This window comes from Tenacibaculum geojense (assembly GCF_042676005.1).
Taxonomy (GTDB): Bacteria; Bacteroidota; Bacteroidia; order Flavobacteriales; family Flavobacteriaceae; genus Polaribacter; species Polaribacter geojense.
In genome coordinates, this window is the sequence record NZ_JBHTJR010000047.1 from 115,191 (window position 1) to 130,965 (window position 15,775).

Below are 15,775 nucleotides of genomic sequence, written 5' to 3' on the forward strand. Positions count from 1 at the left end.
TTTTTTATACTTTAACTTCTGTTGTATTTTTTACCTCACTTATAGTAAAAGAGCTTTGAGTACTTCCTATGTATTTAATTGTGGTTAATTTATTCACCATAAACTCTCTATATTCCTCCATATCTCTCACATACACTTTTAATAAATAATCGTAATCTCCCGCTAAATGGAAACATTCTGATACTTCTTCTAACTTTAGAATTTCTTTTTCAAAAACAGATAAATATTCTCTAGAATGTTGAATCAACTTTACATGGCAAAAAGCTAAGAATGACTTATCAATCTTTTTTCTGTCAATTAATGCAACATACTTCTTTATAACATCTTCTTTTTCAAGTTTCTTTATTCGCTCATAAACTGCTGTCACAGACAAATCTAACTGTAGAGATAATTGTTTTGTTGTTTGCTTGCTATCTTTTTGTAGAAGATAAATTAATTTTTTGTCGGTAGCATCTAACTTTAACATGAAAAAAAAACTGATTTATAAATTTATCAAAACAAATATCTTATAAAATTTTCTAATATTTTATCAAAAACAGAATTTAAAACCATATTAATTGAATATAATTGATTTTTAATCTATAAATATTTTAATTTGAAGAAACTAAACAAACAATTATGGCTTTTAAACCTGCAAACAAAATTCAAGATTTACAATATTTTGGAGAATTTGGTGGCGTAAACCCATCTATTTCCGATTCTTCTACGTACACTTTTTTATCTGCAAAAACAATGTTCGACACCTTTGAAGGTAACGCAGATGGTTGTTATTTGTATTCTCGACACTCATCACCTTCTAACTTATATTTAGGTGAGGCTTTAGCCCAAATGGAAGGCACTGAAGCAGCACACGTAACCGCTTCAGGAATGGGAGCTATCACCCCGGTAATATTACAATTATGTCAAGCCAATGATCATATAGTAGCTAGCCGAACTATTTATGGCGGAACTTATGCATATCTTAAAAACTTTACTCCTAGGTTAAATATCTCAACATCTTTTGTTGACATTACAAAACTGGAAGCTGTAGAAGCTGCAATTACTAAAAACACTAAAATTTTATATTGCGAAACTGTTAGTAACCCTTTATTAGAGGTTGCTAACATTAAAGCATTAGCTGTTTTAGCTAAAAAATATGGATTAAAATTAGTGGTTGACAATACTTTTTCTCCATTATCTATTTCTCCAGCTCAACTTGGTGCAGATATTGTCATACATAGCCTAACTAAATTTATAAACGGTTCTTCAGATACAGTTGGTGGTGTTATTTGTGCTAGCCAACAATTTATTGATCAATTAAGAAATGTAAATGATGGCGCTTGTATGTTACTAGGTGCTACCATGGATAGCTATAGAGCAGCCTCTATTTTAAAAAACTTAAGAACATTACATATAAGAATAAAACAACACAGTAGAAATGCTTTATACTTAGCAGAAATGTTTAGAAATGATGGATTAAAAACAGTGTATCCTGGTTTAAACACACATACTTCTCATGAAATTTTTGCTGACATGATGAATCCTGAATATGGATTTGGTGGTATGCTAACTATTGATGTTGGATCATTAGAAAAAGCAAATGAATTAATGGAACTAATGCAGTCAAATAATTTAGGCTATTTAGCAGTAAGTTTAGGTTTTTATAAAACATTATTCTCCGCACCAGGCTCTTCAACCTCATCAGAAATTCCTGAAGAAGAACAAAAAGAAATGGGACTTTCAGACGGATTAATACGTTTTTCAATTGGTTTAGATAATGATATTGAACGCACTTATTTACAAATGAAAAAGTGTATGCAGCAAATTGGTGTTTTACAAAAAGTTTCGGTATAAATTATATGAAAAGTAAATACACAAGTAACTCAACATTACCTTAGTTTTTAAACTTGTGTATTTATTAACAAAATCGTAACATTACACTCGCTAAAACACTACTAATGCAAGAAAACAACAATACTTCTGAGATTAAAATAGGAGATCAAAAAATTATTGAAAATAAAGAACTAAGCATATGGGAAGCATTAATACCCGTTTTTGCTTTAATTGGTATGCTAGCTTATAATGTTTTTGTTTTTGGTGATGATGCACTAAGCGGAAGTAATCAATTTATTTTATTACTAGGTGGAGCCGTAGCAGCTCTTGTTGGTTTTAGAAATAAAATCAGTTTTAACTTAATGATGGATGAAGTTGCTGAAAATATTAAATCAACAGCAAGCGCTATTTTAATATTATTAATGGTTGGTGCCCTTGCCGGTACTTGGCTAATCAGCGGAATAATTCCATCAATGATATATTATGGCTTACAAATTTTAAACCCTACTATTTTCTTGGTAGCCTGTTTAATTATTTGTGCAGTAATTTCTATAGCTACAGGAAGCTCATGGACCACAGCTGCCACTGTTGGTATTGCACTTATTGGTATTGGAGAAGCTTTGGGTATTTCTTTAGGAATGACTGCTGGTGCTGTTTTATCTGGAGCATATTTTGGCGATAAAATGTCTCCTATGTCAGATACTACCAACTTGGCTCCTGCAATGGCTGGTACCGATTTATTTACACATATTAAATACATGGCATATACTACTATACCAACTTTTGTTATTTGTATTTTAGTATTTGTAATTTTAGGTTTTACTCAAAATGCAACAGGAGATGCTGATACTCAAGTGATGCTTACAGATATTAAAAAAGCATTTAACATTACTCCTTGGTTATTTTTAGTACCTGTAATAGTAATTTTTTTAATTGTTAAAAAAACACCACCATTAATTGCTCTTTTAGCAGGTACAATTTTAGGAGGTGTGTTTGCTTTAATCTTTCAACCTCATGTTGTAGCTCAGATAGCCAATGTAGAAAAATTAAACTTTAATGCTGCTTATAAAGGAATTTTAACAGCTATTACTGTTGAAACTTCTGTCCCTACAGATAATGAAGTTTTAAAAGATTTATTTACCGCTGGAGGAATGGCAAAAATGCTTGGTACCATTTGGCTTATTTTATGTGCTATGGTTTTTGGTGGTATAATGGATGCTATTGGGGCTTTAGCTAGAATTAGTAGGTTTATGTTAAACTTATTTGATAGTGTTTTTGGATTATTTGCTAGTACAGTAGCTACTTGTATTGGTTTAAATTTCACGGCTTCTGATCAATATTTAGCATTAGTTGTTCCTGGAAAAATGTATGCTCAAGCTTATAGAGATAAAGGATTAGCTCCTGAAAACTTAAGTAGAACTCTAGAAGATAGTGGAACTGTAACTTCTGTATTAGTTCCATGGAATACTTGTGGAGCCTATCATTCTGGAGTTTTAGGAGTTCCTGTTTTAGAGTATGCTGCATTTGCTGTGTTTAATTGGTTAAGTCCATTTATGACGTTACTTTTTGCAGCTTTCAGAATAAAAATTAAAGAATTAGCTTCCAAATAAAAAAAAGCACCTGTTAGGTGCTTTTTTTTATATAAACCAATTCCATACTACACCGAAACGTATAACCATATCTCTGTAAGGGTAATTAGGTGCAGAATAATAAAAATTTGAAGTAAAATTAGAAGTTACATTATCTATCTTAAAAAAGATTCTAGTTCTTCTAACCCTCGCATTAAAAAACAAATCAATTGAAGGATATCCAATTTCTCTATTATTTTGAAGTTTAAAACCTGCTAATAAAGGATCGTAAGCATTCATTTTATATTTTGAAAAATAATTAAGAGTTCCTCCTATTTGAACCATTAAAGGCTTTCCTCTAAACCATTCACCTGTGTAATACAATGTATTTCTAGACACTAATTCTGGCACTCTAAAAACCTCACTTCCGCTTGATACATTTTGATACAGTATGCTATTATCAAAAGCAAAATTTTTAAAAAACTTAAACTCTTTTTGAACTTTTACTTTTAAGTAAGTAACACCATTATTATACTGTACTGGTTGTGCATCTTCATTAAAATACACAAAATCATCAATATTGGTGAAGTCTAAAGAAGCATTACCCCATTTTGAATTAAAATCAAATCCAAGATTACGAGTCCCAATATTTTCAAAATTATTATTCCAGTTATAAGCATTATACCTACTTTGAAAGAGTTGATAGGTAAAATCTGGTGCTTTTGAACTTAGTTGTAATCTTCCTTTTAAAGTAAACACACTATCTTTTTTATACAATGCTTCACCGTATAAATGATTACCTGCTAAATGGCCACTTCCTGGAGTTACCATAGCATCTGCATTTACAGCAAAGTTACCAATTGCACCTTTCCATTCTGCTCCAATACCTATAGCATTTCCTTGTAATTTAATATTATCTATTCCTGATGATAAATTGATAAGTTCATCATAACCATAACTTACATTGGTATAATTTGCCTTTGCTTTAAATCTACCCAAAATATATTTTGAATTGAACTCTAAGTAAGCTTGGTTATTGGTTAACGAATATTTAGTGGTTTCATTTGTGTTACCAGTTGTGGTATAAGCATCTCCAAAAAAATCATTATTTAATGAACTTTCAGTAAAATTATAATCTTTATTTTCTATGGTTAACTCATGACCTAATTTAAGGTTACTGAAGTTTTTTTGGTTGGTAGAATCTTTACTTGAAAACAATTGAAAATTATGATCTACATACATTCTAAAAGTTTCTAAATTATTTTCAGCATCACTTAAATTCACATCCAAACGAGCTCTATCATCAAAATTAGGATCTCCATTTGAAAAATTATCCAAAGCAACCGTTGTTAACCCTCCGCTTTCTTCATTAAAAAAGTCTTGAGTTGCAATATGCGTTCTTATACTATATTGGTTTTTGGGTGTAGTATAACTAACAGTTGTGCTAAAATTTCCTGTACTTGCCAAAGAACGCCTATACTGACCTAAAGAACGTAAACCCCTGTAAGCAATACTTGCATTTAATCTTTTATTAAAATTAACCGTAAAAAGTGCATCTAAAACTTGTCCTTGCTCCATCCCTGTTCTATACAAAATTTCAGTTGTAGGTGTAGGAACTTGATAATAGTTGATATCTTCAGTTCGCATAAAATTAAAATGCTTACCTCTAAACCCTATATCTGGAAATTGACTACTTTCTGAAAAATCATACGTTAGACTAGTAAAAGTTTGTCCTTGATTATGAAATGGTAATAAACCAAAATTATCTTTTCTTCTAAAGTTAAATTTATAATGTTTTTGCAGGGTTAAAGTAGTATCTACGTAACTAGTATCTTTTTTAAAGCTAATAATTTTATAGTCTGTATATTTAGTTTTTCCACTTAAGGTTACATTTATTTCTCCACTAGGTAAAGAGTCATTCCTTTTATTAGAAAAACCACCGCTTTTAAAACTTCTGTCTAATGTTTTTATCTGTGAAAATCCTATTACAGGAATTGTTAAAAAAAATAATAATCCAAAAAAATTCTTCATAAGAGCAAAAGTAGTATATTAAAATTATAATTTATGTGAATAATAACTTGGAAAACTGTTAATTTGTTGCATGTTACAATTAAACTATAGCGGTCACATATTAGAAGCCGGAACAGATGAAGCTGGAAGAGGTTGTTTAGCAGGTCCTGTAGTTGCTGCTGCTGTTATTTTACCTAAAAATTTTAAGCATGAATTTTTAAATGACTCTAAGCAATTATCAGAAAAAAAAAGACAATTACTTAGACCTTTTATAGAAGAAAATGCTTTAGCGTATCATGTCTCATTTATTCATAATGATGAAGTTGATGAACTAAACGTACTTCAGGCTTCAATTACTGGTATGCAACGTTCAATTGGTAAACTTTCAACTATCCCAGAATTTATTATTGTTGATGGTAATAAATTTAAACCCTACAAAAATATTCCCCATCAAACCATTGTTAAAGGAGATGCTAAATACATGAGTATTGCTGCTGCTTCAGTACTAGCTAAAACTTACAGAGATGAATTTATGGAAAAAATTCATGAAGAATTCCCTGAATACAACTGGAAGAAAAACAAAGGATATCCTACAAAAGAACACCGAAATGCTATTAGACAAATCGGTGCTAGTAAATATCATAGAAAATCTTTTAAACTGTTGCCCGAACAGTTAAAACTACCTTTGTAATTATTTAGTTTTTGTACCTACAAAATTGTCCGATTTCAATTTAAACAACACATTAAATGTTGTTAAACTTCCGTAAATACGAGTTATATATTGCTGTAAATCAATTTTATCTTGATCATCAAGAGTTTTACTTGCATTAATCTTTTGCTCCATCACTCTAATTCTGTCTCTAACCATTACAATTTTATGAAAAAAAGTATCAATAGGTATTTCTTTAGATGCCAAACTAGTATCTGCAGGTTCAATTATTAACTTTCCACCTTTAAATTTATCAGCAATTGGTACAACTTCAGAAACATCACTCCATTGTTTCAGTATGTTTCTTAAGGTACTCTCTACTTCATAAAAACTTACAGTATCTACTTCTTGATCTACACTTTCAATTACCTCAAAATCTGAGTTAATTGTAATTGTTTCTAATCCTTTTTCTTGAAAAACCACCCAATAATGTTTACTATCTACGTTAGTTACAACACCAAATCCGTAATCTACATGATTAATTCTTGAGCCTATTCCTAATAATTTCATCTTACCTATTTTTAAAGACACTAAATTAGTTATTTTTGTGCTTCAATTTTTTAGAAAATGATTAAAAGAACTCGTACAGAAATAAATAAATGTATTATTCATAAAGTTGCCAATAAATATAATAGCGGTAGCAATGCATTATCAGAAAGTTTAGTTCGCTTTGATGAAGAAAGTTACGAATTACTACTTCCGTTTTTATTAAAACCTTTTGGAAGTGTTACCCAAAGCTATCGATTTAGTCATCATGCAGATGTAAGGCTTAATGAAATCAATAAATATACTTCTGATATTTTTGAAGATGATAGTAACGAGGTTTTTATAGAAAACTCTAAAAATATTGTAAATCATTTATACGAGCAATCAAACTCAGCTAACATAAAAACAGGTGACGTTATTGTTGCTTATTTTGAAGGGATTGAATATAAAGATGTTTTAACAGAAGCTGTTGGTGTTTTTAAAATTGAAAGTAAAGTAGATTTTTTTCAAACTTATTTAGATGATGACAGTTTTGATGTTGTAGTCCAAAAAGGTATCTCAACAAAAAGATTAGATAAAGGTTGCTTAATTTTAAACTCATCTGACACAGAAGGTACTGTTGTTTTATCTGTAGACAATAATAATTACGACGCTCAATACTGGATAAAAAACTTTTTGAGTGTAAAGTATGCCGATGACAGAAACTTACATACACAAAACTATTTAGAGATGTGTAAAGATTTTTCTGAAGAAGTAATTAAACCTGAATTTGGAAAACATGAACAAAGTAACTTTTTAGCAAATACAGTTGATTATTTTAAAGAGCATGAAAGTGTAGATTACCATACTTTTAAAGATGAAATTTTTGAAGAGGATAAACACAAAGATTTATTTGAAGACTACAAGAAGCATTTTGAAAAACTAAATGATGTTTTAATTAGAAATAACTTTGAGGTATCTGACGTAGTTTTAAAGAAAGAAAAAAGTAAGTTTAAAACAGAGATTAAGCTAGATACTAATATTCAAATTAAAATTGACGTAGATGCTCCAGACGCCTCATCTGAATACCTAGAACGAGGTTATGATGAAGACAAAAAGATGAAATATTATAAAGTGTATTACAACGCAGAAAAATAAAAAAAAGCAGCTTTTAGGCTGCTTTTTTTTATTCTTTATCTGCCATTTTCTTAACATAGTCCGTAATTATAACAATAGTTTGTCCATCAACTTTACCTTCTATGTATTTGGCATTTTCTGGATCTAAAGAAATTCTTCTAACAGCTGTACCTTGTTTGGCAACCATGCTAGATCCTTTTACTTTTAAATCTTTAATCAAAACAACATTATCACCAGCTTGTAATGTTATTCCGTTACTATCCTTGTGAATAATTTTTTCACTCTCATCTAAGTGATCTCCTGTGGCTTCCGCAAAACGCAGTTCTTCATCATCTAAGTACATCATATCTAACAAACCTTGAGGCCAACCTTCTTTTTTTAACTTATGAAGTAGGCGCCATACTGTAACTTTTACGGCTCTAAACTCACTCCACATACTATCATTTAAGCATCGCCAATGATTAGCATCCATAGTATCTGGATTTGTTATTTGAGAAAAACATGTTTCACAAACCAACAAACTGCCATCAACACCTCCTGTAGAAATTGGAGGAACCTCATAAATAGTTACATCTTTTTTTGAAGTACATAACTCACATTGGTTATTACTTCTTTCTTGCAATTCAGTTAATAAACTCATATTAATTGTTAGCTATGCTAGCTTAAGTATAGCGATATTAAACCTTCTGGTGTTGTTACTTCAACAACTTTATTTTCTCTATCAATTTTATCAATAAAATCGTCAATCATAGGAATAAATATTTCAGTTCCTTCACGATCAATTTCAAAAAGTGGTTGAGCGGCTGTATCATTAATATTTTTAATTATACCAACCTCTCCGTAATTAGCATCTTTTACAACAAAACCAATTACATCATGATAATAAAACTTATCTCCAGAAAGCTTTGGAAGTAAATCTAATGGTAGGTAAATACCCGATTTCATAATCGCTTCAGCATCTGCTTCAGTGTCAACATCTTCAAACTTAACACGTAGCATTGTACTTTTACTTAATGATGACTTTTCAATAAAAAATGGAACCAGATTATTGCCGATATCGACAAAAACTGATTCCATATTTCTGTAAAGTTCAGGCTCATCAGTATCTAATTTGATAACTACTTCGCCTTTAAAACTGTGTTTTTTAACGATTTTGCCAAGATAAAAACAATCTTTCTTTTGCATCCTCGCTTCAAATTTTACTCTTCGCTATCTCCACCTTCTTCAGTAGCAGCATCTTCGCTATCTACTACTGGAGCTTTTGCAGCAATACGAGCTTCATTAACAGCTTTTTCTGCTTCTAATGCTTTTGCTTTAGCGTCTGCTTCTGCTTTTGCTAAACCTTCTTCTTTACCAGCTACTTTTGCTGATTTCTCTTCTAACCAAGCATTGAATTTAGCTTCTGCTTGCTCTTCAGTTAAGGCTCCTTTTCTTACACCTCCTGCTAAATGATTCTTTAATAAAGCTCCTTTGTATGATAAAATAGCTCTTGCAGTGTCAGATGGCTGAGCACCATTTTGTAACCATTTTACAGCTGAGTCTACATCTAAATCAATAGTTGCTGGGTTAGTGTTAGGGTTGTACGTACCGATTTTTTCTAAAAAACGACCGTCTCTTTTAGCTCTTGAGTCAGCAGCTACTACCCAATAGAAAGGTTTTCCTTTTTTACCGTGTCTTTGTAATCTAATTCTTACAGGCATACTTGTTAAATTTTAAGGTTCTCGACCTTGATTATTAATTAATTTTTACCATCTCGTGGTAAGTGGGCGCAAATGTATAATATTTTTATGAGATTTTACTATAAAAAACATAATTTAAACTAAAAAAAGCACCTGATAAACAGATGCTTAAAAAGTCAAATGGTGCTTTATATATTAAATCACTCTAACGTTTACTGCGTTTAATCCTTTTCTTCCTTCTTTTAATTCAAATTCTACTGTATCTCCCTCTCTTACTTCATCAATTAAACCTGAGATGTGTACAAAATGATCTGTGTTTGAATCTGCTTCTGTTATGAAACCAAAACCTTTGGAATCATTAAAGAACTTTACCGTTCCATTTTTCATTGTAAAAAAATATTAAATTTAAAGTGTGCAATGTACGGCTTATTATTTTATAAAAACCTCTTTTTCAAGTTTTTTTAAACTCTTAACGTAAACTTAAAACTCTACTAAACAAAATGTTAGTTTACAGAGGGTAATACTTTCGTATTTTTTTTAGTAGTCTTCTTGCCTTTTTTAATTCTAAAGTAAAGATAAACTTATACAATCCGTCTAATATTCTATTTAGTCTTTTATTGTTTCCGTATTTCTTTTTTAACTGATATAATCTGTATGGTAACTCTAAATGATGCTCTTTAAATACACTTCCAGAATACGTTTGAATTTCTTTCAGGTAATCAAAACCAAACTCTTCAGTTGGTTCTAACATCGTACCTTCTCCAAAATCATTCCATGTTAACAGTTGAATAAAAGCTACTGGTTCATTATCCATCATACGTAATGTTTCTTTAAAAGTATCGGTATGATTGTGTGGAATAGTCCAATTATTATAAGTAGAGTCACTCCACCCTCCTTCAGTATAATAATGATTAAAGCCTCCGTAAGCTCCACCAACAGCGGTAATATTATTTTCTCTTACATAATCATAATATCCTCTTAAAGTTTCTGTATGACCTTTGTCTATCCAACTAAATTCTCCTCCTGCACATTTTCCAACTCTATCACTTGCTTTCCATAATGTGTAAACATCAGGTTTCATATCACTATTGGTAAATACACTTTCCCAGTCAGAAGGATTAGTAATAAAATGAGGACCAAACGTAAATAACATTTCTCTACCATTTAATCTGATATAATTATCACTTGTAAAATAAGTAGATTGTATGTACTGCATATCTAATGTTACAGCGTCTATACCAGAAACCACTCTTTGTTGAACTTCATTATTTTCATCAGAGGCGTATTCAGCTACTCTGTCTTCATACATAATGGCAAACTCTAGACCAACTTCCTCTATTTCTTCAATAAATGACTCTGTGTTATCTTTAATAGACTTATAATCATGTATATCTCTACTTCCATACCAGTCAAAAATCACACCGTCTATACCAGACAACTTCATTAATAACAAATGATATTTTTGCAAATCAGTATCGTTAGAAGAATACGGTCCAATTTTAGGATAGTAATGTGAAGCTATTTCTCTTTTTCCGCTAACATCTATATTGTCTGGGTTTTTATTAGTCATTGTCCAATGTTGTCCCCAATATCCATCAACTTCTTTACTATGAAACCATGGCATGTAGTGTACGTATAATTTCTTAGGGTTTCTCTTTACATTTTGAAAAGATTCTTTTTGTGAAGGTTCATTTAAAATATCTTGATAAAAAAGTTCTAATTCTTCCATGTTTATTTCCTGGTCAATAGCCGAATCAAAAACTCTTTCTTCAGAACAACTTATAAATAAAAAAGCTAGTGCTATGTAGGTAAGGTAATTATTTTTCATAATAAGGGGATTGTTTGATTACTATATCAAAACTATTTAATAACTTAAAAAACTGAATAGATTTTCGTTTAATGGTAAAATTGAGGGTTCAAAAGGAAAAAAAAATTAGATAAGTAAAACTTATGTTAAAATAACAAAAACTTATAGTTAACAATTTAACCAAAATCAACTTAAAAAGTTTGTATTTTTACATCCTCATTATTTCATCACAAGCCTCAACATTATTTAAGTATGTATTTAATTTTTGATACTGAAACTACTGGTTTACCTAAAAGCTGGAACGCTCCAATTACTGATACCGATAACTGGCCTAGAGCTATACAAATTGCCTGGCAGCTTCATGATGAAATGGGTAACTTGGTTGAACATAATGATTTTTTAATTAAGCCAAATGGCTTTAATATTCCTTTTGATGCAGAAAGAATTCATGGTATTTCTACTGAATTAGCAGAAGAGCAAGGTATAGACCTAGATGAAGGACTACGTTTATTTAATGAAGCTTTAGCCAAAACCAAATTTATTGTTGGGCAAAATGTTGGTTTTGATGTTAATATAATGGGCTGTGAATTTCATCGTTTAGGTGTTAGTAATAACCTAACGGAACTTCCTGTTTTGGATACTTGTACAGAAGCTACTGCCGAAATGTGTAAAATCCCAGGAGGTAGAGGTGGTAAATTTAAACTTCCAACACTTACCGAGTTACACGAGCACTTATTTGGTGTAGGTTTTAATGAAGCCCATAATGCAACTGCCGATGTAGAAGCTACTACACGTTGTTTTTTAGAACTAATTCGCTTAAAACATTATACTAAAGAACAATTAGATGTTGCCGATGATTACTTTAGTAAGTATTCAGATGCCAACCCAATGCCTATTCAACTAATTGGGTTAAAACATTTAAACTTACAAAAAGAAAGTGAAAAAATTCGTAAGCGTATTGCTAAACAATCTGACGACGCTTCTTCAATATCAACCTCAGAAGGTTTAGCTGCACTTGAGAATGTACAATTCGCACATTTACACAATCATTCTCAGTTTTCAGTTTTACAATCAACAATTCAAATTAACGCATTGGTAAATGCAGCTGCTAAAAATAATATGTCTGCAGTTGCATTAACAGATACAGGTAATATGATGGCTGCTTATCATTTTACAGCAGCTGTTAACAATTATAATAAAAGTGCAGAAAACCCGCTAAAACCCATTGTAGGTTGTGAGTTTTTTGTATGTGAAAATCATTTAGATAAAACCAAAAAAGATAATGGGTACCAAGTTGTTTTACTCGCAAAAAACAAAAACGGTTATCATAACTTAGCAAAAATGTCTTCAATTGCGTTTGTTGATGGTTTTTATTACGTTCCTAGAATCGATAAAGAAATCATAAAGCAATATAAAGAAGATATCATTGTTTTAACAGGAAACCTGTATGGTGAGGTTCCTAGTAAAGTATTAAACGTAGGAGAAAAACAAGCTGAAGAAGCATTACTTTGGTGGAAAAATGAGTTTGGCGACGATTTATACATAGAACTAATGCGCCATGGGCAACAAGATGAAGATGTTGTTAATAAAACTTTGTTGGATTTCTCTCAAAAACATCAAATTAAGGTAGTTGCTACTAACAACACTTTTTACTTAGAAAAAGAAGACGCAAATGCACATGATATTTTATTATGTGTTAAAGATGGTGAAAAACAAGCAACCCCAATCGGAAGAGGAAGAGGATACCGTTATGGTTTACCTAATAACGAGTATTACTTCAAGTCTACCGATGAAATGAAAAAACTATTTGCAGATTTACCAGAAGCAATTAGTAATATTCAAGAAATTGTAGATAAAATTGAAGCTTTTACATTAGCTCGCGATGTTTTATTACCTGCTTTTGATATACCAGAAGAATATCAAGATCCTGCCGACAAAGAAGATGGAGGTAAAAGAGGTGAAAATAATTATTTAAGAGCACTTACTTATGAAGGGGCTGAAAAAAGGTATGAAGAAATTACTGATTCCATTCGAGAACGTTTAGATTTTGAACTTGAAGTTATAGCCAATACTGGTTATCCTGGGTATTTCTTAATTGTACAAGACTTTATCAAAGCAGCAAGAGAAATGGGCGTTTCTGTTGGTCCCGGACGTGGATCTGCTGCTGGATCTGCTGTGGCATATTGTTTAACAATCACCAACATAGATCCTATTAAATACGACTTACTTTTTGAGCGTTTCTTAAATCCTGAACGTGTATCCATGCCCGATATTGATATCGACTTTGACGACGAAGGTCGTGGTCGAGTAATGGATTATGTAATTGATAAATATGGAGCAAATCAAGTAGCACAAATTATCACATATGGAACCATGGCGGCAAAATCATCAATTAGAGATACCGCACGTGTACTAGATTTACCTTTATTTGAAGCTGATAGAATTGCTAAACTTATTCCGGGTATTAAACTTGGAAACATTTTTGGCGAAGATGAAAAAAGCAAAGGAAAAGTAGCTGGACTTCGATCTGAAGAAAAAGAAATGGTTGAAGAGCTACGAAATATTGCTAGCGGAGCTGGTTTAGAAGCGGAAACTATTAACCAGGCCGCGGTTTTAGAAGGTTCTGTAAGAAATACCGGTATACATGCCTGTGGTGTTATTATTACACCTGATGATATTACCAAATTTGTACCCGTTTCTGTTGCTAAAGACTCTGACATGTATGTAACTCAGTTTGACAACTCTGTTGTTGAAAATGCTGGATTACTAAAAATGGATTTCTTAGGTTTAAAAACATTAACCTTAATTAAAGATACTGTTAAGATTGTTAAAGCAAGACATGGTATAGAGTTAGACCCAGAGAGTATTCCATTAGATGACACACCAACTTATGAACTTTTCCAAAGAGGAGAAACCGTAGGTATATTTCAATACGAATCTCCAGGAATGCAAAAATACATGCGTGAATTAAAGCCTACTGTTTTTGCAGATTTAATTGCAATGAATGCATTGTATAGACCTGGACCTTTAGAATATATTCCTTCTTTTATTAGAAGAAAACATGGTGAAGAAGAAATTCAATACGATCTTCCTGCAATGGAAGAATATCTAGCAGAAACTTATGGTATTACAGTTTATCAAGAGCAAGTAATGTTACTTTCTCAAAAGTTAGCTGATTTTACTAAAGGTGAAGCCGATGTACTTCGTAAAGCAATGGGTAAAAAGCAAGCTGCTGTACTTGCTAAAATGAAACCTAAATTTGTTGAACAAGCAAAGGCAAACGGTCATGATGAAAAAGCGTTAGAGAAAATATGGAAAGACTGGGAAGCTTTTGCTTCTTATGCATTTAACAAATCTCATTCAACCTGTTATGCCTGGATTGCCTACCAAACAGCATATTTAAAAGCACATTACCCTGCAGAATACATGGCTGCAGTACTTTCTAACAACATGAATGACATTAAAACGGTTACATTTTTTATGGAAGAATGTAAACGTATGGGCTTAGAAGTATTGGGACCAGATGTAAACGAATCTTACTCTAAATTCTCTGTAAACAAAGAAGGTGCTATACGTTTTGGAATGGCCGCTATTAGAGGTGTTGGTAGTGGAGCTGTAAAAGCTATTATTGATGAACGTAAAGAAAACGGACCATTTACCTCTATTTTTGATGTTGCCAAACGTGTAGATTTACGTGTTGCTAATAAAAAAGCTTTTGAAGGACTAGTACTTGCTGGTGGTTTTGATTCTTTTACAGATACGCATCGTGCTCAATATTATGTCACCGATGAAAAAGGTCAAACATTTTTAGAAAAAGCATTAAGATTTGGAAATAAATTTCAGGAAAACCTAAACTCTTCACAGGTTTCTTTATTTGGAGAAGCCAGTGAAGTTGACTTACCAGAACCAGAAATCCCTCAATGTGAAACATGGGGAACTATGGAACTTTTAGCTAAAGAAAAAGAAATGGTAGGTATGTACATATCTGCTCATCCTCTAGATGATTTTAAAAATGAAATGAAGTTTTGTAATGCTTCTTTAAGTCATTTTAAAAATTTAGCTAAATATGAAGGTATGAGTTTGGCTTTTGGAGGAATTATTACAGATGTACAACATAGAGTATCTAAAGCAGGAAAAGGTTGGGCTTCTTTTATAATGGAAGATTATAGTGATAGCTTTGAGTTTCGAATTTTTGGAGAGGATTACTTGAAATTTAAACACTTTTTAGTTCCTAATTCTTTCTTGTATGTAAAAACCGTTGTTAAGCCAGGCTGGACCAATAAAGAAGGAGTTAAAGGAGACCCTAGAGTTCAATTTACAGAGTTTTTATTATTACACGATATCATGGAGAAAATGTGTAAAAAAATTACCATTAAACTTCCGCTACAAGAGGTTAAAGAAAACACCATTAAAGAGTTACAACATATATTTGCAACCAATAGTGGTAATCATTCTTTACGTTTTATTATTTATGATGTAGAAGATAAAATTGAACTAGAAGTTCCAAGTAGAACCACCAAGGTTAACATAACTAATCAATTTTTAAAATTGTTAGATGAGCAGTTTATTAACTATAAATTGAATTAAA

General features: G+C 31.4%; 13 protein-coding genes. 5 read left to right on the forward strand and 8 right to left on the reverse strand.

Annotated features, from left to right (window positions below):
* Nucleotides 1-4: 4 nt before the first annotated feature.
* Entirely contained in the window at nt 5-466 is a 462-nt protein-coding gene (locus tag ACFQ1U_RS09775; RefSeq protein WP_386107795.1) for an Lrp/AsnC family transcriptional regulator, read from the reverse strand.
* Between the two features lie 152 nt (nt 467-618).
* Here ACFQ1U_RS09775 and ACFQ1U_RS09780 point away from each other — a divergent pair, with 152 nt between their 5' ends.
* Nucleotides 619-1,833: an aminotransferase class I/II-fold pyridoxal phosphate-dependent enzyme gene (locus ACFQ1U_RS09780; protein ID WP_386107798.1), complete on the forward strand. Its 1,215-nt coding sequence runs from the start codon at nt 619-621 to the stop codon at nt 1,831-1,833.
* A gap of 104 nt (nt 1,834-1,937) precedes the next feature.
* Complete coding sequence (gene nhaC / locus ACFQ1U_RS09785) at nt 1,938-3,422, forward strand: Na+/H+ antiporter NhaC (RefSeq protein ID WP_386107801.1); 1,485 nt, start codon at nt 1,938-1,940, stop codon at nt 3,420-3,422.
* 27 nt (nt 3,423-3,449) lie between these two features.
* On the opposite strand, the gene ACFQ1U_RS09790 is transcribed toward nhaC, so the two are convergent.
* Nucleotides 3,450-5,411: a putative porin gene (locus ACFQ1U_RS09790; RefSeq protein ID WP_386107804.1), complete on the reverse strand. Its 1,962-nt coding sequence runs from the start codon at nt 5,409-5,411 to the stop codon at nt 3,450-3,452.
* A gap of 70 nt (nt 5,412-5,481) precedes the next feature.
* On the opposite strand from ACFQ1U_RS09790, the gene ACFQ1U_RS09795 reads away from it, so the two are divergent.
* Nucleotides 5,482-6,081, forward strand: a complete 600-nt coding sequence (locus ACFQ1U_RS09795; protein WP_386107807.1) for a ribonuclease HII — start codon at nt 5,482-5,484, stop codon at nt 6,079-6,081.
* On the opposite strand, the gene ACFQ1U_RS09800 is transcribed toward ACFQ1U_RS09795, so the two are convergent.
* Nucleotides 6,082-6,609 (reverse strand): hypothetical protein, encoded by a 528-nt coding sequence (locus tag ACFQ1U_RS09800; protein ID WP_386107810.1) that lies wholly within the window; start codon nt 6,607-6,609, stop codon nt 6,082-6,084.
* Nucleotides 6,610-6,666: 57 nt separating this feature from the next.
* On the opposite strand from ACFQ1U_RS09800, the gene ACFQ1U_RS09805 reads away from it, so the two are divergent.
* Nucleotides 6,667-7,722: a nucleoid-associated protein gene (locus ACFQ1U_RS09805; RefSeq protein WP_386107812.1), complete on the forward strand. Its 1,056-nt coding sequence runs from the start codon at nt 6,667-6,669 to the stop codon at nt 7,720-7,722.
* 28 nt (nt 7,723-7,750) lie between these two features.
* Here the strand turns inward: ACFQ1U_RS09805 and ACFQ1U_RS09810 are convergent, their stop codons facing one another.
* From ACFQ1U_RS09810 to ACFQ1U_RS09830, 5 genes are all read right to left on the reverse strand, one after another.
* The gene (locus ACFQ1U_RS09810) at nt 7,751-8,341 is read right to left on the reverse strand and encodes a PhnA domain-containing protein (RefSeq protein WP_386107814.1); all 591 of its coding nucleotides are present in this window, start codon (nt 8,339-8,341) and stop codon (nt 7,751-7,753) included.
* Nucleotides 8,342-8,358: 17 nt separating this feature from the next.
* Complete coding sequence (rimM, locus tag ACFQ1U_RS09815) at nt 8,359-8,886, reverse strand: ribosome maturation factor RimM (RefSeq protein WP_386107816.1); 528 nt, start codon at nt 8,884-8,886, stop codon at nt 8,359-8,361.
* A 14-nt stretch (nt 8,887-8,900) separates the two neighbouring features.
* A complete protein-coding gene (locus ACFQ1U_RS09820) occupies nt 8,901-9,401 on the reverse strand; it encodes a 30S ribosomal protein S16 (protein WP_386107818.1) in 501 nt (166 codons plus the stop codon).
* Between the two features lie 174 nt (nt 9,402-9,575).
* Nucleotides 9,576-9,767, reverse strand: a complete 192-nt coding sequence (locus ACFQ1U_RS09825) for a cold-shock protein (protein WP_386107820.1) — start codon at nt 9,765-9,767, stop codon at nt 9,576-9,578.
* Between the two features lie 121 nt (nt 9,768-9,888).
* Nucleotides 9,889-11,208, reverse strand: a complete 1,320-nt coding sequence (locus tag ACFQ1U_RS09830) for a glycoside hydrolase family 71/99-like protein (protein ID WP_386107822.1) — start codon at nt 11,206-11,208, stop codon at nt 9,889-9,891.
* 231 nt (nt 11,209-11,439) lie between these two features.
* Between ACFQ1U_RS09830 and dnaE the strand changes: the two genes are divergently transcribed.
* Entirely contained in the window at nt 11,440-15,774 is a 4,335-nt protein-coding gene (gene dnaE, locus ACFQ1U_RS09835; protein ID WP_386107824.1) for a DNA polymerase III subunit alpha, read from the forward strand.
* The last annotated feature ends 1 nt before the right edge of the window (nt 15,775 follow it).